Source organism: Pseudomonas sputi, assembly GCF_021603585.1.
GTDB classification, from domain to species: Bacteria; Pseudomonadota; Gammaproteobacteria; order Pseudomonadales; family Pseudomonadaceae; genus Aquipseudomonas; species Aquipseudomonas sputi.
The window spans coordinates 184,543-207,577 of record NZ_BQHI01000001.1; the positions used below are offsets into that span (position 1 = coordinate 184,543).

Consider the following 23,035-nt stretch of genomic DNA (forward strand, 5'->3'; position numbering starts at 1 on the left):
TTTACGTCAAGTCGCGGACGCCTGCGCCTTATCGAGCTTCTTCTCGTGGGCTGTCACTTGTTGGCACAACTCGATCATCTGCTCGCGCATCCAGCGGTTGGCCGGGTCCTGATCGGTGCTTTCGTGCCAGTACAAATGGGTTTCCACTGGCGGCACATCGTTGACCGGCAGATTGAACGCATGCAGGTCATGGCGGCGGGCGAAACGCTCCGGCACGGTCATCACCATGTCGGTCTGCTGCAACACCTGGGAAGCCATCAGGTAATGCTGCGAACGCAGGGCAATCTTGCGCTGGATACCCATTTTGCCCAACGCCAGATCGACATGGCCCAGGCCACTGCGGCGGCTGGAAATATGAATGTGGGTCAGCGACAGGTAATCGTCGAGGGTGAATTTTTCCTTGGTCGCCAGCGGATGGCCCTTGCGCATCGCGCAGACGTAGCGGTCTTCCATCAGCTTGACGTGGCGCACCTGCGGATCGGTGTTGAGCGGTGCATCCACGGCAAAATCCAGGCGTCCGGCGGCCAGCTCCTTGGTGGTTTCCCGGCGCTTGGACAGGAAGCTTTCGATGATCACCGTCGGCGCCAGACGACGCAGGCGCTGGAACAGCGGTGGCAAAATCACCGCTTCGGTCAGGTCGGTCATGCTGATGCGGTAGGTCTTGACCGCTTGCGAGGGGTTGAAAATCCGGCTTTCCTGAACCGATACCCGCAGCAGCGACAGCGCATTGCGCACCGGGCCGATGATGTTCTGCGCCATGGGCGTGGGCACCATGCCCTGGGCGGTGCGTACGAAGAGCGGGTCGTTGAAGGTCTCGCGCAACCGCGCCAAGGCGTTGGACACCGCTGGCTGGGTAATGCCGACAATCTGCCCGGCGCGGGTCAGGTTGGCTTCGGTGTAGATCGCGTCGAAGACGATGAAAAGGTTGAGGTCGACCTTGCTCAGATTCATTACGCGGCTCTCTTGTTATAGGGGCTTGTCATAGGTGGATGGCGCGGGTCAGGGCGGCCTGGAAAATCAACCAATCATATATCGGTGATGAATGTTTATACACGCCGAGAATAGGCTAGGTAAATTATCAACGCTGTTCTAGCATCGATTGCATGACTTAAACAACCTCTGCCCAAGAAGGTAATTGCTCATGGATTTCGCTTATTCGCCCAAGGTGCAAGAACTGCGTGAGCGCGTGACCGCGTTCATGGACACTTACGTTTACCCGGCCGAAGCCGTGTTCGAGCGCCAGGTTGCCGAAGGCGATCGCTGGCAGCCGACGGCGATCATGGAAGAGCTCAAGGCCAAGGCAAAAGCTGAAGGGCTGTGGAATTTGTTTCTGCCTGAGTCGGAACTCGGCGCCGGCCTGACCAACCTCGAATACGCACCATTGGCGGAAATCATGGGCCGTTCGCTGCTGGGCCCCGAGCCGTTCAACTGCTCGGCGCCGGACACCGGCAACATGGAAGTGCTGGTGCGTTACGCCAACGAAGAACAGAAACAGCGCTGGCTCGAGCCGCTGCTGCGCGGCGAGATCCGCTCGGCGTTCGCCATGACCGAGCCCGACGTCGCATCCTCCGACGCCACCAACATGGCCGCCCGTGCCGTGCGTGATGGCGACGAGTGGGTCATCAACGGCAAAAAGTGGTGGACCTCCGGCGCCTGTGATCCGCGCTGCAAGATCCTGATCTTCATGGGCCTGAGCAACCCCGATGCGCCGCGCCACGCCCAGCACTCGATGATTCTGGTGCCGGTCGATACCCCCGGCGTAAAAATTATCCGTCCACTGCCGGTGTTCGGTTACGACGACGCGCCTCACGGTCACGCCGAAGTGCTGTTCGACAACGTACGAGTGCCGTACGAAAACGTCCTGCTCGGTGAAGGACGCGGCTTCGAAATCGCTCAGGGTCGCCTTGGCCCGGGCCGGATTCACCACTGCATGCGTTCGATCGGCATGGCCGAGCGTGCGCTGGAACTGATGTGCAAACGCTCGGTGAGCCGTACCGCGTTCGGCAAACCGCTGGCGCGTCTGGGCGGTAACGTCGACAAGATCGCCGACTCACGCATGGAAATCGACATGGCACGCCTGCTGACCCTGAAAGCGGCGTACATGATGGACACCGTGGGTAACAAGGTCGCCAAGAGCGAGATCGCGCAGATCAAGGTCGTCGCGCCGAACGTCGCGTTGCGGGTGATTGACCGGGCGATCCAGATTCACGGCGGGGCCGGGGTGTCGAACGACTTCCCGCTGGCCTACATGTACGCCATGCAACGCACCCTGCGTCTGGCCGACGGCCCGGACGAAGTGCACCGCGCGGCGATCGGCAAGTTCGAAATCGGCAAGTACGTGCCGAAGGAAATGCTGCGTAGCGAGCGCTGATCCAAAAGCGCGTTATCGGTGATCGTTCCCACGCAGAGCGTGGGAACGATCATCAACACCAGATTCAGTAAACCCACACCTCAACCCGCCGATTCTTGATCCGGCCTTCATCCCCGCTGTTGGTTGCCACCGGCATCAGCGCGCCAAACCCGCGCACTTCGCGCAACACCACACCGTTTTTCACCAGTTCCCGGCGTACCGCCATCGCCCGCAGCTTCGACAGCAAATCCGCCCGTGCCGGGTCGTCCTTGGCGTCACCGAATCCCACCAGTGTGACCGCGCGGTCGGTCTTGTCGTGGTGCTTTATATAGTCGAACACCCGGGCCAGATCCTGGCGGGCCTTGTTGTCGAGGCTGGCGCTGCCTTCTTCGAAGCGGAAGTTCACGGTCAGACGCTGGGCGTGGCGGCTGAGGGATTGATAACCCTCGGGCATCAGCGCATTCGGCGTCACCGCAATGGCCTGCACGGTCTGGGCGATAAAACCGTTGGCCGCGACAATCGCCTGACCCCGGGGACTTTGCGCAAACTCCACCAAGGCCTTGGCCCACGGATTATTGCTGTCGGGCGGTAGATAGAAGAACAGCCGCCGCGACAGCGGATAGTCTTCGGTGGCGATCAGGCTGGCGAGCGGCAGCATCGCCTGGGATTGCCCGTCGACAATCGCCACGGCCTTGGCCTGGCGCACATAGGGCAGGCCGATGAAACCGATGGCTTGCGGATCGGCACTGACGGCATCGGACAACTGCTCGCTGGATTCAAACCGTTTCGCGGCATTGCTCAGGGATTTCCCACGACGGCTGAGGACAAGTTCCTTGAACGTGTCGTAGGTGCCGGACTGATCATCCCGCGCATATAAATGAATCGTCCCACCCTTGCCGCCGACGTTTTCCCACGTCTTCGCCTCGCCGCTGAAGATCCGCGCCAGTTGTTCGGTGTTCAATTGATTCAGCGGATTGTCGGGATGAAGGATGATCGCCAGGCCATCAATGGCGATCACTTGCTCGGCGCCGGGGCTTTTCAGATCGCCCAGTGATTGCAGACTCAGCAGTTCGCTGTCCTTGATCGGACGCGACGAGGCGGCCAGATCGGCGCTGGCGGTCTTGAGTGCGGTGAAACCGGTGCTCGAACCGTGGGCGGCGATCTCCACGACGACCCTTTGGCCTTGGGCCGTCAAGCCGACGACCCGTTGTTCGTTGGCGGTGTCCGGGGTTTCGCTGTGGACTTTCAACAGCCCCTGATCGTGCAACAGGCCTTCAACCAATGCCGGGCCGAGCGCTGCGCCAATGGTGTTGGAACCCTGGATGCGCAATACCGGGCCGTTCTCGGGAATGGGCAACGCCGCGGCCGCAACCTGCAGCCAGGCGCTCAGGAGAAAGACGAACAGAACACGCAGGGTCATGCCGGCACCGCTTGCAGCCAAGGGGATTGCCGGGGAGATTAAGTCAAAGACGTTTCTGAAAAATGACAGCGCTCAAGCTGTGGGAGCGAACTCCCACAGCGATTTGAGGGGATTGCGGTATCAGCTCAATTCCAGCCAGATCGGCGCATGGTCCGAAGGCTTTTCCATCCCGCGCAGCTCATAGTCGACACCGGCGGCTTTCACCCGTGGCAGCAAGCCATGGGACGCCAGAATCACATCAATGCGCAGACCGCGTTTCGGCTCGTCCTCAAACCCGCGGCTGCGGTAGTCGAACCAACTGAACATGTCGGTCACGTCCGGGTTCAGGTGACGGAAACTGTCGGTCAGGCCCCAGTTTTTCAGGCGGGCCATCCACTCGCGCTCTTCCGGCAGGAAGCTGCATTTACCGGTTTTCAGCCAGCGCTTCATGTTGTCCGGGCCGATGCCGATGTCGCTGTCTTCCGGCGAGATGTTGACGTCACCCATCACCACCAGCGGCTGCTCGTTGTGGAACTGGCTTTCCAGCAACGCCTGCAAATCGCTGTAGAAGCGCTGCTTGGCCGGGAATTTGGTCGGATGGTCGCGGCTTTCGCCCTGTGGAAAATAGCCGTTCATGATCGTCACCGGCACGCCATTGGCGTCGGCGAACGTGCCCCAGATAAAGCGTCGCTGCGCGTCTTCTTCATCGGTGGCGAAGCCTTTGTGCACGGCAATCGGTTCCTGGCGCGAGAGCAGGGCAACGCCGTAATGGCCTTTCTGGCCGTGGAAATACACGTGATAACCCAGGGCCCGCACTTCCTCCAGCGGGAACTGGTCGTCGTGGACCTTGGTTTCCTGCAGGCCGATGACGTCCGGCTGATGCTTTTCGATCAGCGCCGCCAGCTGATGCGGACGGGCCCGCAGTCCGTTGATGTTGAAGGAAACGATCTTCATGGTCGGCAGTCCTGGCAAAAGGGCGATGCTAGCTGACATGTAGGATCTGGGCCAGCGTGGCGGTAGTCCATATGCGCTGCTAATGTCTTTCGGGTGTGGGAACGATCCCTTCTGCCCAAGGCTCGTATAACAAGAACGGGGCCTCTTGAGTCCCGTCCAGGGAGAATCACCGTCATGCCTGAAACCCAAACCGCCATTGCCGACATTCATATGCTCGACCGCGGCTATTCCCGTGAAGCGCGATCCCTGCTGTATCAGGCTTACCGTCACGAGCCGACCTTCGCCTACCTGTTCGAGGCCGAGCGTCCTGGCTACGAACAACGGGTGCGGGCCACGGTGCGGGAGTTGGTCAAACAGCATTTCCTGCAGGATCTGCCGGCCATCGGCCTGTTGGTCAACGATCGCCTGATCGGCATCGCCCTGATCGCGCCGCCGCAGCGGCGTCTGGGCGTTACCGAGAGTTGGGCCTGGCGTTTGCGCATGGTGCTGAGCACCGGTTTCCGCTGCACCCGGCGTTATCTGGAATACCACGCCGCCGTTGAAGCCTGCGTGCCGACCGACTCGGTGCACATGCTGCCGCTGCTCGGCGTGCATCCACAATTTCAGGGCAAGCATTTCGGCGAGCAACTGCTGCAAGCGGTACACAACTGGTGCGCGGTGGACGAAAGCTCCCAAGGCGTCATCCTCGACACCGGCAACCCGCGTTACCTTGAGTTCTACAAGCGTCAGGGTTACGAGGAAATCGGTGAAGTCGCCGTGGGCCCGGTGCGCGAGCACGTGTTTTTCCATGCCAACCCGCAGGTGTTACAAACAGCAACGGGATGACCGTCGAACTTTTGGGGGAATTTCCTGTTCTATCACGCTCCCAAGCCCGTGATAGCATCCGCGCCTATGAAGTTTCCAGGAAGATTTACCAGTGGCGTGCTCATGCTGTTAAGCAGCTGCGCGGCGCTGGCGCAAAGTGAATTGGATGTGCGGATCAAACCGTCCAACGATGAACTCAAAGCCAATATAGAAGGCTATATCGGCAGCCTCGGCGATCGTGACGAAGAAGCCTTGCAGCGCTTCAGTCGTGGCGCCGAAGAGCAGGCGCGCAAGGCCGCTCAGGCCTTGGGTTATTACCAGCCGCAGATCGAAAGTGACGTCAAGGGCGGTGAAAAACCGCGTCTGGTGCTGAACATCGATCCCGGCGAGCCTATCCGCCTGCGCAACGTGACCGTGCGCGTCGACGGCCCGGCGGCCTCCCTCAAGTCCTTTCGAGTCCCGAAAAGTGACGTGCTCAAACCCGGCGCGGTGCTCAACCATGGGCGTTACGAAGACGCCAAACGCTTGATTCAGAACCAGGCCTCGCGCTATGGCTTCTTCAGTGGCCGTTTCACCAGCCAGAAATTGCTGGTCGATCCCCGCGCCGGGGTTGCCGACGTCGAATTGATCTACGAAAGCGGCCCGCGTTATGCGCTGGGCAAAGTCAGTTTTGAAGGCGACACACCGTTCGACGAAGACTTGCTGCAGCGCATGGTGCCGTTCAAGGCTGGTGCGCCGTATGACTCCGAGCTGATCGCCGAACTCAACCGCGACCTGCAATCAAGCGGTTACTTCGAAGGTGTGCGGGTCGACGCTGCGCCGACCGCCGCGATAAATGACGTGATCCCGGTGGACGTCAAACTCGACACCCGCAAGCCGCGCACCATGGGCCTGGGTCTCGGTTATTCCACCGACGTCGGCCCACGAATCAAGGCCAACTGGACCCGCCACTGGGTCAACCCGCAGGGCGACAGCTACGGCTGGGAGGCGGAGTTGTCGGCGCCACGGCAGAACGTCGGCCTGTTCTACGACATCCCGCTGGACCCGCCGCTGACCGACAAACTGCGCTGGGCCGGCGGTTATCAATACGAGGACATCGACGGCTCCGACACCTTGAGCAAGCTGCTGACCTTCGGCCCTGAATGGCACAGCAAATTGCCCAGCGGCTGGCAGCGGGTGATCTCACTGAAATGGCAGCGCGAGGAATACCAGCTCGGCGACGACTCCGGTCTGAGCACCTTGCTGATGCCCGGCGTCAGCTATTCCTACCTCAAGAGCGACAACCGCATCGATCCGCGCAATGGCTATCGCCTGACCTTCGAAAGCAAAGTGGCGAAAGAAGGCCTCGGCTCGGACAACAACCTGCTTTATGGCACGGCGCTGATCAAAGGCCTGACCACCGTGTTCGACAAGCACCGCCTGCTCGGCCGGGTGCAGGTTGGCGGCAGCGCCACCAACGGTTACAAATCGGTGCCGCCGTCGCTGCGCTTCTTCGCCGGTGGCGATCAGAGCGTGCGCGGCTACGACTATCAGAGCCTGTCCCCGGAGAACTCCGAGGGTGACCGCATCGGCGGGCGTTACATGGTGGCCGGCAGCGTCGAATATCAATATTCGATTGCCGAAAAGTGGCGTGTCGCGACCTTCGTCGATCAGGGCAACTCCTTCAACAAACTCGAACTGCCGAACCTCAAGACCGGGGTCGGTATCGGTGTGCGCTGGGTCTCGCCGGTGGGGCCGATCCGCCTCGACCTGGCCCACGCGCTGGACGACGATGGCGGCATCCGGCTGCACTTTTCCATGGGGCCTGAGCTGTGAAGCGTGGTTTGAAAATATCGGCACTGGCGCTGTTGTCGCTGGTGCTGCTGATCGTATTGAGCATCACCGCTGTGCTTGGAACGCAGGCTGGCAGCCGTTGGGTGCTGGGGCGGGTGCCGGGCTTGAGCGTCGACAATTTCCAGGGCCGCCTCGGCGGGCAGTGGAGTGCCGATCACCTGCTGTGGCAGCAGGACAGCAGCCGCGTCGAACTGGACAAACCGATCTTCGAATGGTCGCCGCTGTGTCTGACGCGCATGACCCTGTGCATCCAACAGCTCAAGACCGATACCGTCAGCCTGCAATTCCCGCCGAGCGAGGACACCACGGAAAGCGGCCCAATCAAGCTTCCAGATCTGCAATTGCCCGTGGCCATCGAGCTGGGTGACGTGCAGGTCGGCAGCCTGTTGTTCAACGGCAGCGAAGCATTGAAAGGCCTGCAACTGGCGGCGCATTGGACCGCCAAGGGCCTGCAGATCGACAGCGTGAAGCTGCAACGCGATGAGTTGAGTCTGAATCTGTCCGGCCTGTTGCAACCGACCGGCAACTGGCCGCTGAACATCGCCGGTGATCTGACCTTGCCGTCGCCGGCTCCCGAGCCCTGGACGCTGGCGCTGAAGGTCGAAGGCGATCTGCTGAAAACCCTGAACCTGCACGCCGACAGCCGTGGCTACCTCGACGGCCAGTTGAGCGGCGAACTGCAACCGTTGGCGGAAAACCTGCCGGCCAAGGTGCGGATCACATCGGAGGCGTTCAAGCCGAGCGCCGATCTGCCGGACACCCTGCAATTCAATCAACTGGTATTGACCGGCGAAGGCGACCTGAAAAACGGTTACCAACTCATCGGCAATGCCACGTTGCCTGCCGATAAAGGCCCGGTGGCGCTGTTGCTTAAAGGCAAGGTCGACGCCAAGGGTGCGCAGATTGCCGGCCTCGACCTGACGGCCAATGACAAGCAAAGCCTGAAGCTCACCGGCAATGTTGACTGGAGCAAAGGCCTCAGCGCCCAAGCCAATATCAACTGGCTGGACTTTCCCTGGCATCGGCTCTATCCGGAGATCGACGAGCCGCAGGTCACATTGCGCACCTTCACGGGCGAAGTCTCCTACACCGACGGTCAGTACATCGGTAACTTTGCCGCCGCCGCAGAGGGGCCGGCGGGGGCGTTCAGCCTGAACAGTCCGTTCAGCGGCAACCTCAAGCAGATCTTCCTGCCCCAATTGAAACTTGAAGCCGGGCAGGGCAAGGCCGAAGGCCATGTGAACGTGCAATTCGCCGATGGCATTGCCTGGGACACCGCGCTGGAACTGTCGGCGCTTAACCCGGCGTACTGGGTTGCGGAGCTGCCGGGCACGCTGGCCGGTCCGTTGAAGAGCCAAGGCGAAATGAAGAACGAGCGCCTGAGCCTGAATGCCGACCTCGATCTGAAGGGCAAGCTGCGCGGCCAACCGGCGATCCTGCAAGCCAAGGCTGACGGCGCCGGCGAGCAGTGGAATCTCAATGCCCTGCAAATCCGCCTCGGCGACAACAGCATCAACGGCAAGGGCAGCCTGCAACAGAAGCTCACCGGCCAGATCGACATCAAACTGCCGCGTCTCGCCCAGCTCTGGCCGCAGCTGCGTGGACAGATCAACGGTCGGGTCGATGTCGCCGGCACGCTCAAGGCGCCGCAGGGCAAGCTCGGCCTGCAAGGTTCGCAACTGGCGTTCCAGGACAATCGCCTGCAAAGCCTCAACCTCGATGCCACCCTCGACAGCGCGCAACGGGCGAAGATCGACCTCAAGGGCAGCGGCATCCAGGCCGGCGATACGCCGCTGGGCACCCTGACCGCCAGCGCTCAGGGCGATATCAAAAGCCAGAAACTCAATCTCGATCTGCTCGGGCCGAAGCTGAAACTGGCGTTGGGTCTGGACGGCACTCTGGACAAAGGCAACTGGCGCGGGCGTCTGGCCAGCGGCGACATTCAGGCCGGCGGCCAGGACTGGAAGCTGCAAAACCCGGCCAGGCTCGAGCGTCTGGCTGACGGCAAGATCACCTTCGGCGCCCATTGCTGGCTGTCCGGCAATGCCAGTCTGTGCGGTGAAGATCAGCGCCTGATGCCGGAACCGAAGCTGCGTTATCACCTCAAGCAATTCCCGATCGAAAGCCTGGCGCAGTGGCTGCCCAAGGATTTCGCCTGGCAGGGCAAGCTCAACGCCGACCTGCAACTGGACCTGCCGGCCAGCGGCCCGAACGGCCAGATCAGCGTGGATGCCAGCGGCGGCACCTTGCGCATGAAGGAAAAGGATCAGTGGCTCGACTTCCCGTATCAGACCCTCAAGCTCAACAGCAAACTCACGCCCAAGCGCATCGACACCGACCTTAACTTCGTCGGCGGCAAGCTCGGTGAGTTGATGGTGCAGGCGCAGATCAATCCGCTGCCGAAGAACAAGCCACTCAGCGGTTCGTTCCGCCTCAGCGGGCTTGACCTGTCGGTGGCGCGGCCGTTTGTGCCGATGGTCGAGAAACTCACCGGGCGCCTGAACGGCAGCGGCACGATTTCCGGCGGGCTGCTCGCGCCGCTGGTCAATGGCACGGTGCAGCTTAGCGACGGCGAAGTGTCTGGGCCGGAGTTGCCGATGGAGTTGCAGAACCTGCAACTCACCGCTGTGATTGCCGGTGAGTCGGTGCGCCTCGATGGCGGCTGGAAAAGCGGCAAGAGCGGGCAGGGCAGTCTGAACGGCAACGTTGCCTGGGGTCAGGCGCTGGTGGTGGATCTGGCGCTCAAGGGTACGCAACTGCCGGTGACGGTCGAGCCCTACGCCAAACTGGAAGTGGCGCCGGACCTGAAGATTTCCATGGCCGGCGATGAGCTGGCGATAGCCGGCAAGGTGTTGGTACCGAAAGGCGAAATCACCGTGCGCGAACTGCCGCCATCGACGGTGAAAGTCTCCGATGACACGATCATCGTCGGCGCGCAGACCGAAGAGGGCAAACCGCCGCTGGCGATGAAAATGGACATCGACGTGGTGGTCGGCCAGGACAAGCTGAGCTTCGCCGGATTCGGCCTGACCGCCAACCTGCAAGGTCAGGTGCACATCGGCGACAACATGGACACCCGTGGCGAGCTGTGGCTCAACGACGGACGCTACCGCGCCTACGGCCAGCGCCTCACGGTGCGTCGAGCGCGTCTGCTGTTTGCCGGGCCGATCGATCAGCCGTATCTCGACATCGAGGCGATTCGCCAGACCGACGACGTGATCGCCGGCATCCGCCTGAGCGGCAGCGCCGAGCAGCCGACCACGCAGATTTTCTCGGAACCGGCCATGAGCCAGGAGCAGGCGCTGTCCTATCTGGTGCTGGGGCGTCCGCTGAGCACCACCGGCGAGGACAACAACATGCTCGCGCAGGCGGCGCTCGGTCTGGGCCTGATGGGCAGTTCCGGGGTCACCAGCAGTCTGGCCAGTGACCTGGGCATTCAGGACTTCCAGCTCGACACCCAAGGCAGCGGCAACACCACCAGCGTGGTGGCCAGCGGCAACATCTCCGAAAAACTCAGCCTGCGTTACGGCGTGGGTGTGTTCGAACCGGCCAACACCATCGCTCTGCGCTACAAACTGAGCAAAAAGGTCTACCTCGAAGCCGCCAGCGGCGTGGCCAGTTCGCTGGACATCTTCTACAAGCGGGATTTCTAGCCCGCTTCTTCCCTCCCTGATCCTGATCATTCCCACGCTCCGCGTGGGCATGCAGCCCGGGACGCTCCGCGTCCCATTCAACAGCGGACGCAGAGCGTCCATTCAGGCATTCCCGCGCAGACGGTTCGAAGCCTCAAGGTGGGAACGATCTTGCGGGGTCAGTGATCGGCTAATTACAAAGCAACCTAACTATTACGTTGACATTCGCTGCCTAGGCAGTAACATCTCGACATACATTCACTGCCTAGGCAGTTATTAGGTGAGCAAATGAAACATTTCACCCCGGACGAATTCAAGCATTGCCATCTCGGCCTGTTGCTCGGCCGCGCCGCCTTGCTCAAGGACAAGATCATCGACACCCACATGGAACCCCACGGCATCACCGCCGCGCAGTTCAAGGTGTTGATCATCATGGCCCAGTTCGGCGTCGACACCCCGGCCGAGCTGTGCCGGCACCTGTCGCTGGACAGCGGTTCGATGACTCGCATGCTCGACCGTCTGGAGCAGAAAGGTTTTCTGGTTCGCCAACGCAGCGAAGGCGATCGCCGTCAGGTGCAACTGAAACTCACCGAGCAGGGCCAGCAACTGGCCGATCGCCTGCCGCACATCGGTGCCGACGCCATGAATGAACTGGCCGGCGCCGTGACCCCGGACGAGTTGAAAACCCTGGAATACATCCTCAAGAAAATTTTGCTGGCAGCCGGTGACCCGATCACCCTCCAGCGGTTAGGTGAACACAATGAGCGGTAAAACCTTGCGCAGCAGCCTGACACTGGTGCTGTCGGCGATGATCCTCGCCGGTTGCGCCAACTACAGTGGCCTCGATACCCAGGGCGCCAGCCTCGATGCGAAAACCCTCGAGACCGGGCAATCGCTCAACGGCGTCACCCTGTCCCAGGCCGCGTGGCCGAAGAGCGACTGGTGGACCAGCCTCGGCGATCCGCAGCTCGACGGCCTGATCCGCGAAGCCCTCAAAGACAGCCCGGACATGCAGATCGCCGACGCCCGCGCCCATCAGGCCAGCGCCGCCGCGTATGCCGCCGATGCCGAGCGTTATCCGACCCTCGACGCCAGCGCCGGCATCAGCCGTTCGCGCCTGGCCAAGGATCAGGACCCGCGAGGGCAGGGCGATGCCTACGCCACCGTGCGCAACATCAGCGCCGGTTTCAATTACAACTTCGACCTGTGGGGCGGTCAGCGTGACGCCTGGGAAGCCGCACTCGGTCAGGCTCGCGCCGCCGAAGTCGACCGTCAGGCCGCGCAACTGACCCTCGCCGCCGATGTGGCACGGGCCTACAGCGATCTGGGTCAGGCGCACATCATCTATGACCTGGCCAGCGAAGACCTCAAACGCACCCAGCAGATGCTCGACCTGAGCCAGCGTCGTTTGAACTCGGGGATTGACAGCCAGTACCAGTTCCAGCAGACCCAAAGTCTGGAAGCCAGCTCCGAAGCCAGCCTGATCGACGCCGAAAAACGCCTGAACAGCGCAAAAATTGCTTTGGCCGTGTTGCTCGGCAAGGGCCCGGATCGCGGCAACGAAATCGCCCGACCGAAAGTCCTGCAAGCCAGCGCCGTGGCATTGCCCTCGGTGCTGCCGGCCGAACTGTTGGGCCGTCGCCCGGATCTGGTCGCCGCGCGCTGGCGTGTCGAGGCGGCGAGCAAGGACATCGATTCGGCCAAGACCCGCTTTTATCCCAACCTGAACCTGTCGGCCTCCGCCGGTGCCGAATCCCTGTTGGGAGACGCGATGTTCGGTTCCGCCAGTCGCTTCTTCAACATTGCCCCGACGATTTCGGTGCCGATCTTCGATGGCGGACGCCTGCGCGCCAACCTCGATGCCCGCGACGCCGATTACGACCTCGCCGTGGCGCAGTACAACAAAAGCCTGGTGAAAGCCCTGGGCGATGTCAGCGACACGATCAACCAGTTGCGTGACATCGGCCGGCAGATCGGCGCCCAGCAGCACGCGACCGAGATTGCCCAGGACTCTTACAACACCGTCGTCCAGCGTTACGGTTCCGGCATCGGCAACTACCTGGACGTGCTCAGCATCGAGCAGCAATTGCTGCAGGCCCAGCGTCAGCTGGCCAACCTGAATGCCGAGCAGATCGACCTGTCGATTCAACTGATGCAAGCGCTGGGCGGCGGCTTCCAGGGGCAAACCCTGACCGCAGCCAACGCCACCCCAGCCACGCCGCACAACTAATTCAAGGTACTTGTCATGGCCACTGCCGAAAACACACAAGCTCAAGACAACGCCCAGGACACTGGCAATCCGCGCAAACGCAAGATGATGCTGCTGGTGCTGGCCGTTGTGGTTGCCCTCGCCGGTGCCGGTGTCTGGGCGTATCACGAATTCATCGGGCGCTGGAGCGAAAGCACCGACGACGCCTACGTCAACGGCAACGTGGTGGAAATCACCCCGCTGGTGACCGGCACCGTGGTCAGCATTGGCGCCGACGATGGCGATCTGGTGCATGAAGGCCAGGTGCTGATCAACTTCGACCCGAACGACGCCGAAGTCGGCTTGCAAAGTGCCAAGGCCAATCTGGCCCGCACCGTGCGTCAAGTTCGCGGTTTGTACAGCAACGTCGACGGCATGAAGGCCCAGGTCAATGCGCAACAGGCCGAAGTGCAGAAAGCCCAGGACAACTTCAACCGGCGGAAAAATCTCGCGGCCGGCGGGGCGATTTCCCAGGAAGAACTGTCCCACGCCCGCGATGACCTGACCTCGGCACAGAACGCCCTGGCCAGCGCCCGGCAGCAGCTGAAAACCACCAGCGCGCTGGTCGATGACACCGTGGTCTCCTCGCACCCGGACGTGATGGCCGCCGCCGCGCAACTGCGTCAGGCCTACCTGACCAACGCGCGCAGCACCTTGATTGCGCCGGTCACCGGTTACGTCGCCAAACGCACCGTGCAACTCGGCCAGCGTGTGCAGCCGGGCACCGCGCTGATGGCGGTGATTCCGCTGGATCAGCTGTGGATCGACGCCAACTTCAAGGAAACCCAGCTGCGTGACATGCGCATCGGCCAACCGGTGGAGATCGAGTCGGACATCTACGGCAGCGACGTCAAGTTCAACGGCACCGTCGACAGCCTCGGCGCGGGCACCGGCAGCGCGTTCGCCCTGTTGCCGGCGCAGAACGCCACCGGTAACTGGATCAAGATCGTGCAGCGTGTGCCGGTACGGATTCACGTCAACGCCGAAGAACTGGCCAAACACCCGCTGCGCGTCGGTCTGTCGACCAATGTCGAGGTCAACCTGCACGACCAGAGCGGCCCGGTACTGGCCCAGCAACCGCCGCAGAAGGCCTCGTTCAGCACCAACGTCTACGACCGCCAATTGGCCGAAGCCGACGCGATGATCACCCAGTTGATCCACGACAACAGCGCGGCGGTCAGCAAGACCGCGCAACGCTGATTCGCCAATCCCTTCGCCGCGCCCCGTAAGGGGTGCGGCGCTCGTCCCCGCTGTAAAAAAATCGGCTCCAAAGGATTCGCGATGAGCAATAACGCCTCTTTTTCGCCGCCCAGCCTGTTGCTCAGCACCATCGGCCTGTCGCTGGCGACCTTCATGCAGGTGCTCGACACCACTATCGCCAACGTGGCGTTGCCGACCATTTCCGGCAACCTCGGCGTGAGTTCGGAGCAGGGCACCTGGGTCATCACCTCGTTTGCCGTGAGCAATGCTATTGCGCTGCCGCTCACCGGCTGGCTGAGCCGTCGCTTCGGCGAGGTAAAGCTGTTTCTGTGGGCGACCATCCTGTTTGTCCTGGCTTCGTTCCTCTGCGGTATTTCCACGTCGATGCCGGAACTGATCGGTTTCCGCGTGCTGCAAGGTCTGGTGGCCGGGCCGTTGTACCCGATGACCCAGACGCTGCTGATCGCGGTGTATCCGCCGGCGAGGCGGGGCATGGCCCTGGCGTTGCTGGCGATGGTCACGGTGGTGGCGCCGATTGCCGGGCCGATCCTCGGCGGCTGGATCACTGACAGTTACAGCTGGCCGTGGATCTTCTTCATCAACGTGCCGATCGGGATTTTCGCGGTGATGGTGGTGCGCCAGCAACTGGCCAAGCGCCCGGTGGTCACCAGCCATCAGCCGATGGATTACGTCGGGCTGATCACGCTGATCATCGGCGTGGGCGCATTGCAGGTGATCCTCGACAAGGGCAATGACCTGGACTGGTTCGAGTCGAACTTCATCATCATCGGCGCGGCGATTTCGGTAATCGCGCTGGCGGTGTTCGTGATCTGGGAAATGACCGACCAACATCCGGTGGTCAACCTGCGGCTGTTTGCCTATCGCAACTTCCGCATCGGCACGCTGGTGCTGGTGTTGGGGTACGCTGGGTTCTTCGGCATCAACCTGATCCTGCCGCAATGGCTGCAGACCCAGATGGGTTACACCGCGACCTGGGCCGGGCTGGCGGTGGCGCCGATCGGCATTCTGCCGGTGTTGCTGTCGCCGTTTGTCGGCAAGTACGCCCACAAGTTCGACCTGCGCCTGCTGGCCGGGCTGGCGTTTCTGGCAATCGGCCTGAGCTGCTTCATGCGCGCCGAGTTCACCAACGAAGTGGACTTCCAGCACATCGCCCTGGTGCAGCTGTTCATGGGGATTGGGGTGGCGCTGTTCTTCATGCCGACCCTGAGCATTCTGATGTCGGACTTGCCGCCGAGCCAGATTGCCGATGGCGCCGGTCTGGCGACTTTCTTGCGGACATTGGGCGGCAGTTTTGCGGCGTCGTTGACTACGTGGATCTGGATTCGCCGGGCGGATCAGCATCATGCCTATATGAGCGAGAGCATCAGCACCTTCGAACCAGCGACTCGCGAGACCTTGCATTCGCTGGGTGGCGCGAGCCAATCGGCCTATGCGCAGATGGATCAGATCCTCACCAGTCAGGCGTACATGCTCTCCACCGTGGATTACTTCACGCTGTTGGGCTGGGGGTTCATGGGGTTGATTCTGATTGTGTGGCTGGCGAAACCGCCGTTTGCTGCCAAGGCAGGCCCGGCCGCCAGCGGTCACTAACTTTGCCAGATCGTTCCCACGTCGAGGCGTTGAACCGTCCGCGTGGGAATGCAGCCCGGGACGCTCCACGTCCCATGCCGAAGCGGACGCGGAGCGTCCATTGAGGCGTTCCCACGCAGAGCGTGGGAACGATCACCTAAGTCAGGGAACGATCAGACGGTGGCGGGGGCGGGCAGTGCCGGCGGCGGGGCAAAGTCAAACGGCGCCAACGCAAACCCGTTCTCATCCACCTGCAACGCCCAACCCTGACGATCCCAATCCCCCAGCACAATCCGCTTCGCTGCCTGATCGCCGATCTGCAACTTGTGGATGGCCGGGCGATGGGTGTGCCCGTGAACCAGGGTTTTCACCCGGTATTCCTGCATGATCCGCGGGATTTCCTCTGGCGTGACATCAACGATGTCATTGGCCTTCATCCGCGTCTGCGCCCGGCTTTCGCTGCGCAGCTTGCGCGCAAGCTTGTACCGGGTGCGCAAGGGCAGGTTGCGCAGGATGAACAGGCTGAGCGGGTTGCGCAGATAGCGGCGCAGCTTCATGTAGGATTCGTCGCGGGTGCACAGGCTGTCGCCGTGCATCAGCAATACCGGTTCGTTGTAAAACTGCACGACACTCGGGTCCTTCAACAGCGTGCAGCCGGCCTGCTTGCAGAAGGCCTTGCCGAGCATGAAGTCGCGATTGCCGTGCATCAGAAAAATGGCCGTGCCGCTGTCGCTGAGTTCGCGCAGGGCCTGGCAGATGGAACGCTGGAAGGGGGTCATGGCGTCGTCGCCAATCCACGCCTCGAAGAAGTCGCCCAGAATGTACAACGCACTCGCCGAGCGGGCGCGTCCGGCGAGCAAATCCAGAAACGCCCGGGTAATGTCCGGGCGCTCCTCTTCCAGATGCAAGTCTGAAATCAGCAATATCACGCTTCGATGATCTCGGCTTTCTCGATGATCACGTCGTCTGCGGGTACGTCCTGGTGGCCTGCCTTGGACGTGGTGGAAACGCCTTCGATCTTGTCGACAACGTCGGTGCCTGCAACCACTTTACCGAACACGGCATAACCCCAGCCCTGAGCGGTCTTGGCGGTGTGGTTCAGGAAGCTGTTGTCGGAGGCGTTGATGAAGAACTGCGCCGAAGCCGAATGCGGGTCCATGGTACGGGCCATGGCGATGGTGTATTTGTCGTTCTTCAGACCGTTGTCGGCTTCGTTCTGGATGCTTGGGCTCTTGTCTTTCTTTTCTTTCATGCCTGGCTCGAAACCGCCGCCCTGGATCATGAAGCCTTTGATGACGCGGTGGAACACGACGTTCTCGTAGTGACCTTTCTTGACGTATTCGATGAAGTTGGCAGTGGTGACAGGCGCCTTTTCAGCGTTCAGTTCGATGACGATGTCACCGAAGTTGGTGGTCAATTTAACTTGAGTCATGATCGATGCTCTTTATAAGGAATTCGTGGGTATTGGGACATTTCGGCCCCGTACCGGTTCAGCCCGTGAGGGCCAAGGTGCGCAGTTTAGCGTGACAGGCGCGAATTTCGAGGCTGTTTTTCAAAACCCGGCGATTAAATGCATTCCTTTTAAGCCCTGCTCTGTCAGGGGCTTGACAGCATCGGCTATGATAGCGGCTTTGTTTTGTCAGGCCCGTGTCCCGGCCGCGCACTGTACGTTCAAGGATCCTATGAGCAAGCCCACTGTCGACCCTACCTCGAATTCCAAGACCGGCCCTGTCACGCCGGTCAATTTCCTGCGCCCGATCATCCAGGCGGACCTGGACTCGGGTAAGCACACGCAGATCGTCACCCGTTTCCCGCCTGAGCCCAACGGCTACCTGCACATCGGCCACGCCAAGTCGATCTGTGTGAACTTCGGCCTGGCCCAGGAGTTCGGCGGCGTCACTCACCTGCGTTTCGACGACACCAACCCGGCCAAGGAAGACCAAGAATACATCGACGCGATCGAAAGCGACGTCAAATGGCTGGGCTTCGAATGGTCCGGCGAAGTGCGCTACGCCTCGCAGTACTTCGACCAGTTGCACGACTGGGCCGTCGAGCTGATCAAGGCCGGCAAGGCCTACGTCGACGACCTGACGCCTGAACAAGCCAGGGAATACCGTGGCAGCCTGACCGAGCCGGGCAAGAACAGCCCGTTCCGCGATCGTTCGGTGGAAGAGAACCTGGACTGGTTCGCCCGCATGCGCGCCGGTGAGTTCCCGGACGGCGCCCGCGTACTGCGCGCCAAGATCGACATGGCCTCGCCGAACATGAACCTGCGCGACCCGATCATGTACCGCATCCGCCACGCCCACCACCACCAGACCGGTGACAAGTGGTGCATCTACCCGAACTACGATTTCACCCACGGTCAGTCCGACGCCATCGAAGGCATCACCCACTCGATCTGCACCCTGGAGTTCGAAAGCCATCGTCCGCTGTACGAGTGGTTCCTCGACGCACTGCCGGTGCCGGCGCACCCGCGTCAGTACGAGTTCAGCCGTCTGAACCTCAACTACACCATCACCAGCAAGCGCAAGCTCAAGCAACTGGTTGACGAGAAACACGTCAACGGCTGGGACGATCCGCGCATGTCGACGCTGTCGGGCTTCCGCCGCCGTGGCTACACCCCGGCATCGATCCGCAACTTCTGCGAGATGATCGGCACCAACCGTTCCGACGGCGTGGTCGATTTCGGCATGCTCGAGTTCAGCATCCGTCAGGACCTGGACGCGAACGCCCCGCGCGCCATGTGCGTGCTGCGTCCGTTGAAAGTCGTGATCACTAACTACCCGCAAGACCAGGTCGACAACCTCGAACTGCCGCGTCATCCGCAGAAAGAAGAACTCGGCGTGCGCAAGCTGCCATTCGCCCGTGAAATCTATATCGACCGCGATGACTTCATGGAAGAGCCGCCAAAAGGCTACAAGCGCCTGGAGCCGAACGGCGAAGTGCGTCTGCGCGGCAGCTACGTGATCCGCGCCGACGAAGCGATCAAGGACGCCGACGGCAACATCGTCGAGCTGCGTTGCTCGTACGATCCGGACACCCTGGGCAAGAACCCTGAAGGCCGCAAGGTCAAGGGCGTGATCCACTGGGTGCCGGCCGCTGCCAGCGTCGAGTGCGAAGTGCGTCTGTACGATCGCCTGTTCCGTTCTCCGAACCCGGAGAAGGCCGAAGACAGCGCGAGTTTCCTGGACAACATCAACCCTGACTCACTGCAAGTGCTGACCGGTTGTCGTGCTGAACCCTCGCTGGGCAACGCACAGCCGGAAGACCGTTTCCAGTTCGAGCGCGAAGGCTACTTCGTCGCGGATATCAAGGACTCGAAACCAGGCCAGCCGGTATTCAACCGTACCGTGACCCTGCGCGATTCGTGGGGCCAGTGATCAAGTCTCAAGGAAACACCGTGCTTACGATCTACAACACGCTCACCAAGAGCAAAGAAGTCTTCAAGCCGCTGGATGGCAACAAGGTGCGCATGTACGTCTGCGGGATGACCGTGTACGACTACTGCCACCTGGGCCATGGCCGCAGCATGGTCGCGTTCGACCTGGTGACCCGCTGGTTGCGGTTCAGCGGTTATGACCTGACCTACGTGCGCAACATCACCGACATCGACGACAAGATCATCAACCGGGCCAACGAGAACGGCGAGTCGTTCGAAGCGTTGACCGAGCGCATGATCGCCGCGATGCACGAAGACGAGGCGCGCCTGAACATCCAGAAGCCGGACATGGAGCCGCGCGCCACGGATCACATCCCTGGCATGCACGCGATGATCCAGACCCTGATCGACAAGGGTTACGCCTACGCCCCGGGCAATGGCGACGTGTACTACCGCGTCGGCAAGTTCATGGGCTACGGCAAGCTGTCGCGCAAGAAGATCGAAGACCTGCGCATCGGTGCGCGGATCGAGGTCGACGAAGCCAAGGAAGATCCGCTGGACTTCGTGCTCTGGAAAGGCGTCAAGCCGGGCGAGCCGAGCTGGGAATCGCCGTGGGGCGCCGGGCGTCCGGGCTGGCACATCGAGTGCTCGGTGATGTCCACCTGCTGCCTGGGTGAGACGTTCGACATTCATGGCGGCGGCAGCGACCTCGAGTTCCCGCATCACGAAAACGAAATCGCCCAGAGCGAAGCGGCCACCGGCAAGACCTACGCCAACGCGTGGATGCATTGCGGCATGATCCGTATCAATGGCGAGAAGATGTCCAAGTCCTTGAACAACTTCTTCACCATTCGCGACGTGCTCGACAAGTACCACCCGGAAGTCGTGCGTTACCTGCTGGTGTCGAGCCACTACCGCAGCGCGATCAACTATTCGGAAGACAACCTCAAGGACGCCAAGGGCGCACTGGAGCGTTTCTACCACGCGTTGAAAGGCCTGCCGAACGTGGCGCCGGCGGGCGGCGAAGCGTTCGTCGAGCGTTTCACCACGGTGATGAACGACGACTTCGGCACGCCGGAAGCCTGCGCGGTGCTGTTTGAGATGGTCCGTGAGATCAACCGTCTGCGCGAGAGCGATCTTGATGCCGCGGCCGGTCTGGCGGCGCGCCTGAAAGAACTGGCCAGCGTGCTCGGTGTGTTGCAGCTTGAAGCCGACGATTTCCTGCAGGCCGGCGCCGAAGGGCGTGTCGATGCCGCCGAAGTCGAGGCGCTGATTGCTGCACGTCTGGCGGCACGTGCCGGCAAGGACTGGGCCGAATCCGACCGCATCCGCGACCAGCTCACCGCCATGGGCGTGGTGCTGGAAGACGGCAAGGGCGGTACGACCTGGCGTCTGGCTGACTGATCGCTGCGTCTGTTGCAAACAAAACCCGCCTTGTGCGGGTTTTTGTTTTTCTGCTGGTTGGATCATTCCCACGCAGACGGTTCGACGCCTCGACGTGGGAACGATCTAATATGCAGGCCTCTTTTTTCGACCTGACCCGCTAGGGGGGCGCTCAGTTCTCAAGTTGCCGCAACCGCTTGTAGAGGGTATTGCGGCTTACCCCCAGCCGTCGCGCCAGGTGGGAAATATTGCCCCCGGCCAACTGCAACTCCCGGTTCAACGCCTCGGCATCGTTCAGGTCGATGCCCAACGGCTCGGCCACTTCCACCGGCTCCATCTCCAGATCGACGAAGAAATCGTCCGGCAAATGCTCGGGCCGAATCGGTTGTTCCTCGGCCATCGCCAGCGCTACCTGCATCACACTGCTGACCTGACGCAGATTGCCCGGCCACGGATGCCGTTCGAACAGCTCCAGCACTTCACGACTCAATCCCGCCCACTGCGACGGCTCGCGATGTTGTTCCCACAGGCGTTTGAACAGCGCCTGCTTGTCGCTGCGCTCGCGAAGGGGGGGCAATTCGAGCGTCAGGCCACCGATGCGGTAGTACAAATCTTCGCGAAAGCGCCCCAGTTGCACCTGTTCCCGGAGCGAGCGGTTGGTGGCGGAGATGATCCGCAGGTCTACCGGGAACAGCTCGCTGCTGCCCACCGGTTGCACGCAGCGCTCCTGCAACACGCGCAACAGGCGGGCCTGGGTTGGCAGCGGCATGTCGCCGATCTCGTCGAGGAACAGGGTGCCTTTGTCGGCCTTGCGGATCAGGCCGATGCTGCCTTTCTGGTTGGCGCCGGTGAACGCGCCTTTCTCATAGCCGAACAGCTCGGACTCCACCAGTTCGGCGGGGATCGCCGCGCAGTTGACGGCGATGAACGCCTGTTTGCTGCGGGAGCTGGCCTGGTGCAGGGCCTTGACGAAGACCTCCTTGCCAACCCCGGTTTCGCCGTGAATCAGCAACGGAATGTCCTTTTCCAGCAGGCGTTCGGCCTGGCGCACGGCTTTTTCCACACGGCTGTCGCCGAAGTGCAAAGTGCTCAGGCTGATGGCCGTGGGTGCGGCGACTTTCGGTTCGATGGTTCTGGTTTCGGCGGCTCTGGTTTCAGTGAAGACTCGCGCCTGAATCGGCGCCTGTTTAGGTCGCTTCAACAAACACTGGAACCGATTGCGCCCGGAAGTCTGCAAGGCAAACGGCAAACCGTCCGGCTGATTGATCAACTCCAGCAACGACACCTTGAACAGACTTTCAACACTGACCCGCGACAACCGCACACCCAGCAGATTGTCGGCCCGGCGATTGGCCGACAGCACCTGACCGCTCTCATCAAAGATCAGCAGCCCGGCCCACTGGCTGTCGAGGTTGTTCAACCCGGTGTTGAAGGTCAGTTGAAAATGCTGGCCATGGAACAGGTTGAGGATCAGCCGGTTCTCCACGGTCTGGCTCATCATCTTGACCATGCCGAGGGTGTGCGAGGGCGGCAGGTAGCTGTCACTGGACACATCGAGCACGGCGATGACCTTGCGCTCGGCATCGAAAATCGGCGCGGCGGAACCGGTCATGAAGCGGTTGGCCTTGAGAAAGTGCTCATCGTGTTCGATGTGCACCGCCTGCTCACAGGCCAGCGCAGTCCCGATGGCATTGGTGCCGCTGGCGCGTTCGATCCAACTGGCGCCGGCCTGAAAACCGCGCGCCAGGTTCGGCTCGATGAAACGCTGGGTGCCCCAGGACGTCAGCACCTGGCCCTGATTGTCGGCCAGCATGATCAGGCAGTTGGAATTGCTCAGGATGTTTTCGTAATACGGCAGCACTTCCTGATGGGTGGTCTGCACCAGCGATTGATGGCGCTCGAGCAACTGCGCGATGCCGGCGGCGGGCAACTGATCGAAGGCCGGGGCGCTCTGGTGATTGAGACCGAAGGCGCGGCAACGGGACCAGGAGTCCTGAACGATCGCATCGTGGGAAAGCGGCGGGGCAGGTGCGGCCATGATCGGCAGTCTCTGAAGGGTGCTTTGTTGTTTTTGTTATGGCTCGTTCGACGAGCAAAAAGCATCCCTAGAGTGTTGTTCACTATTGTTCATTGTCAATCGCCAGACTGTTCAATTGTTCAGTCGCAACTGTTCATTTGTGTTCAGCTACGAACCACGGTTTGCCTGGCTCGCAGCGAATTTGGCGGTAAATCAACAGCTTGCCGTTTCTGGCACGAATGT

General features: G+C 61.4%; 16 protein-coding genes. 10 read left to right on the top strand and 6 right to left on the bottom strand.

Going from position 1 to position 23,035, the window contains the following annotated elements; all coding sequences use genetic code 11:
• Positions 1-6 precede the first annotated feature (6 nt).
• Complete coding sequence (locus L6D81_RS00875) at positions 7-951, bottom strand: LysR family transcriptional regulator (protein WP_236177523.1); 945 nt, start codon at positions 949-951, stop codon at positions 7-9.
• A 190-nt stretch (positions 952-1,141) separates the two neighbouring features.
• On the opposite strand from L6D81_RS00875, the gene L6D81_RS00880 reads away from it, so the two are divergent.
• Positions 1,142-2,371, top strand: a complete 1,230-nt coding sequence (locus L6D81_RS00880; RefSeq protein ID WP_011334996.1) for an acyl-CoA dehydrogenase — start codon at positions 1,142-1,144, stop codon at positions 2,369-2,371.
• Between the two features lie 64 nt (positions 2,372-2,435).
• Here L6D81_RS00880 and L6D81_RS00885 read toward each other — a convergent pair whose 3' ends face one another.
• Together L6D81_RS00885 and xthA are read right to left on the bottom strand one after the other, a co-directional pair.
• Entirely contained in the window at positions 2,436-3,770 is a 1,335-nt protein-coding gene (locus L6D81_RS00885) for a substrate-binding domain-containing protein (protein ID WP_236177524.1), read from the bottom strand.
• Positions 3,771-3,890: 120 nt separating this feature from the next.
• Complete coding sequence (xthA, locus tag L6D81_RS00890; protein WP_236177525.1) at positions 3,891-4,703, bottom strand: exodeoxyribonuclease III; 813 nt, start codon at positions 4,701-4,703, stop codon at positions 3,891-3,893.
• 174 nt (positions 4,704-4,877) lie between these two features.
• Between xthA and L6D81_RS00895 the strand changes: the two genes are divergently transcribed.
• The 7 genes from L6D81_RS00895 to L6D81_RS00925 all read left to right on the top strand — a co-directional run bounded on the left by L6D81_RS00895 (position 4,878) and on the right by L6D81_RS00925 (position 16,031).
• Positions 4,878-5,528 (top strand): GNAT family N-acetyltransferase, encoded by a 651-nt coding sequence (locus tag L6D81_RS00895; RefSeq protein WP_007951503.1) that lies wholly within the window; start codon positions 4,878-4,880, stop codon positions 5,526-5,528.
• Positions 5,529-5,594: 66 nt separating this feature from the next.
• Positions 5,595-7,322 (top strand): autotransporter assembly complex protein TamA, encoded by a 1,728-nt coding sequence (locus L6D81_RS00900; protein WP_236177526.1) that lies wholly within the window; start codon positions 5,595-5,597, stop codon positions 7,320-7,322.
• A complete protein-coding gene (locus L6D81_RS00905; protein ID WP_236177527.1) occupies positions 7,319-10,993 on the top strand; it encodes a translocation/assembly module TamB domain-containing protein in 3,675 nt (1,224 codons plus the stop codon). Before L6D81_RS00900 ends, L6D81_RS00905 begins: the two co-directional genes overlap by 4 nt.
• A 267-nt stretch (positions 10,994-11,260) precedes the next feature.
• Positions 11,261-11,743 (top strand): MarR family winged helix-turn-helix transcriptional regulator, encoded by a 483-nt coding sequence (locus tag L6D81_RS00910; RefSeq protein WP_236177528.1) that lies wholly within the window; start codon positions 11,261-11,263, stop codon positions 11,741-11,743.
• Positions 11,733-13,202: an efflux transporter outer membrane subunit gene (locus tag L6D81_RS00915; protein ID WP_236177529.1), complete on the top strand. Its 1,470-nt coding sequence runs from the start codon at positions 11,733-11,735 to the stop codon at positions 13,200-13,202. Before L6D81_RS00910 ends, L6D81_RS00915 begins: the two co-directional genes overlap by 11 nt.
• A 15-nt stretch (positions 13,203-13,217) precedes the next feature.
• Positions 13,218-14,420 (top strand): HlyD/EmrA/EmrK family protein, encoded by a 1,203-nt coding sequence (locus L6D81_RS00920; RefSeq protein WP_236177530.1) that lies wholly within the window; start codon positions 13,218-13,220, stop codon positions 14,418-14,420.
• 81 nt (positions 14,421-14,501) lie between these two features.
• The gene (locus L6D81_RS00925) at positions 14,502-16,031 is read left to right on the top strand and encodes a DHA2 family efflux MFS transporter permease subunit (protein ID WP_169430969.1); all 1,530 of its coding nucleotides are present in this window, start codon (positions 14,502-14,504) and stop codon (positions 16,029-16,031) included.
• 152 nt (positions 16,032-16,183) lie between these two features.
• On the opposite strand, the gene lpxH is transcribed toward L6D81_RS00925, so the two are convergent.
• Positions 16,184-16,939, bottom strand: a complete 756-nt coding sequence (gene lpxH, locus L6D81_RS00930) for a UDP-2,3-diacylglucosamine diphosphatase (protein ID WP_236177531.1) — start codon at positions 16,937-16,939, stop codon at positions 16,184-16,186.
• Positions 16,936-17,442 carry a peptidylprolyl isomerase gene (locus L6D81_RS00935; protein ID WP_169430967.1) on the bottom strand — a complete coding sequence of 169 codons (507 nt, stop codon included), beginning with the start codon at positions 17,440-17,442 and terminating at the stop codon, positions 16,936-16,938. Before L6D81_RS00935 ends, lpxH begins: the two co-directional genes overlap by 4 nt.
• A 250-nt stretch (positions 17,443-17,692) precedes the next feature.
• Here L6D81_RS00935 and L6D81_RS00940 point away from each other — a divergent pair, with 250 nt between their 5' ends.
• Entirely contained in the window at positions 17,693-19,393 is a 1,701-nt protein-coding gene (locus L6D81_RS00940; RefSeq protein WP_236177532.1) for a glutamine--tRNA ligase/YqeY domain fusion protein, read from the top strand.
• A 20-nt stretch (positions 19,394-19,413) separates the two neighbouring features.
• Positions 19,414-20,796 carry a cysteine--tRNA ligase gene (gene cysS, locus L6D81_RS00945; RefSeq protein ID WP_039767472.1) on the top strand — a complete coding sequence of 461 codons (1,383 nt, stop codon included), beginning with the start codon at positions 19,414-19,416 and terminating at the stop codon, positions 20,794-20,796.
• Between the two features lie 151 nt (positions 20,797-20,947).
• Here the strand turns inward: cysS and L6D81_RS00950 are convergent, their stop codons facing one another.
• Entirely contained in the window at positions 20,948-22,813 is a 1,866-nt protein-coding gene (locus L6D81_RS00950) for a sigma-54-dependent Fis family transcriptional regulator (protein WP_236177533.1), read from the bottom strand.
• Positions 22,814-23,035: the final 222 nt, after the last annotated feature.

Coding starts and splice junctions, on each gene's coding strand:
- L6D81_RS00875 (WP_236177523.1), bottom strand. CDS start 951: ATGAATCTGAGCAAGGTCGACCTCAACCTTTTCATCGTCTTCGACGCG.
- L6D81_RS00880 (WP_011334996.1), top strand. CDS start 1,142: ATGGATTTCGCTTATTCGCCCAAGGTGCAAGAACTGCGTGAGCGCGTG.
- L6D81_RS00885 (WP_236177524.1), bottom strand. CDS start 3,770: ATGACCCTGCGTGTTCTGTTCGTCTTTCTCCTGAGCGCCTGGCTGCAG.
- xthA (WP_236177525.1), bottom strand. CDS start 4,703: ATGAAGATCGTTTCCTTCAACATCAACGGACTGCGGGCCCGTCCGCAT.
- L6D81_RS00895 (WP_007951503.1), top strand. CDS start 4,878: ATGCCTGAAACCCAAACCGCCATTGCCGACATTCATATGCTCGACCGC.
- L6D81_RS00900 (WP_236177526.1), top strand. CDS start 5,595: ATGAAGTTTCCAGGAAGATTTACCAGTGGCGTGCTCATGCTGTTAAGC.
- L6D81_RS00910 (WP_236177528.1), top strand. CDS start 11,261: ATGAAACATTTCACCCCGGACGAATTCAAGCATTGCCATCTCGGCCTG.
- L6D81_RS00915 (WP_236177529.1), top strand. CDS start 11,733: ATGAGCGGTAAAACCTTGCGCAGCAGCCTGACACTGGTGCTGTCGGCG.
- L6D81_RS00920 (WP_236177530.1), top strand. CDS start 13,218: ATGGCCACTGCCGAAAACACACAAGCTCAAGACAACGCCCAGGACACT.
- L6D81_RS00925 (WP_169430969.1), top strand. CDS start 14,502: ATGAGCAATAACGCCTCTTTTTCGCCGCCCAGCCTGTTGCTCAGCACC.
- L6D81_RS00935 (WP_169430967.1), bottom strand. CDS start 17,442: ATGACTCAAGTTAAATTGACCACCAACTTCGGTGACATCGTCATCGAA.
- L6D81_RS00940 (WP_236177532.1), top strand. CDS start 17,693: ATGAGCAAGCCCACTGTCGACCCTACCTCGAATTCCAAGACCGGCCCT.
- L6D81_RS00950 (WP_236177533.1), bottom strand. CDS start 22,813: ATGGCCGCACCTGCCCCGCCGCTTTCCCACGATGCGATCGTTCAGGAC.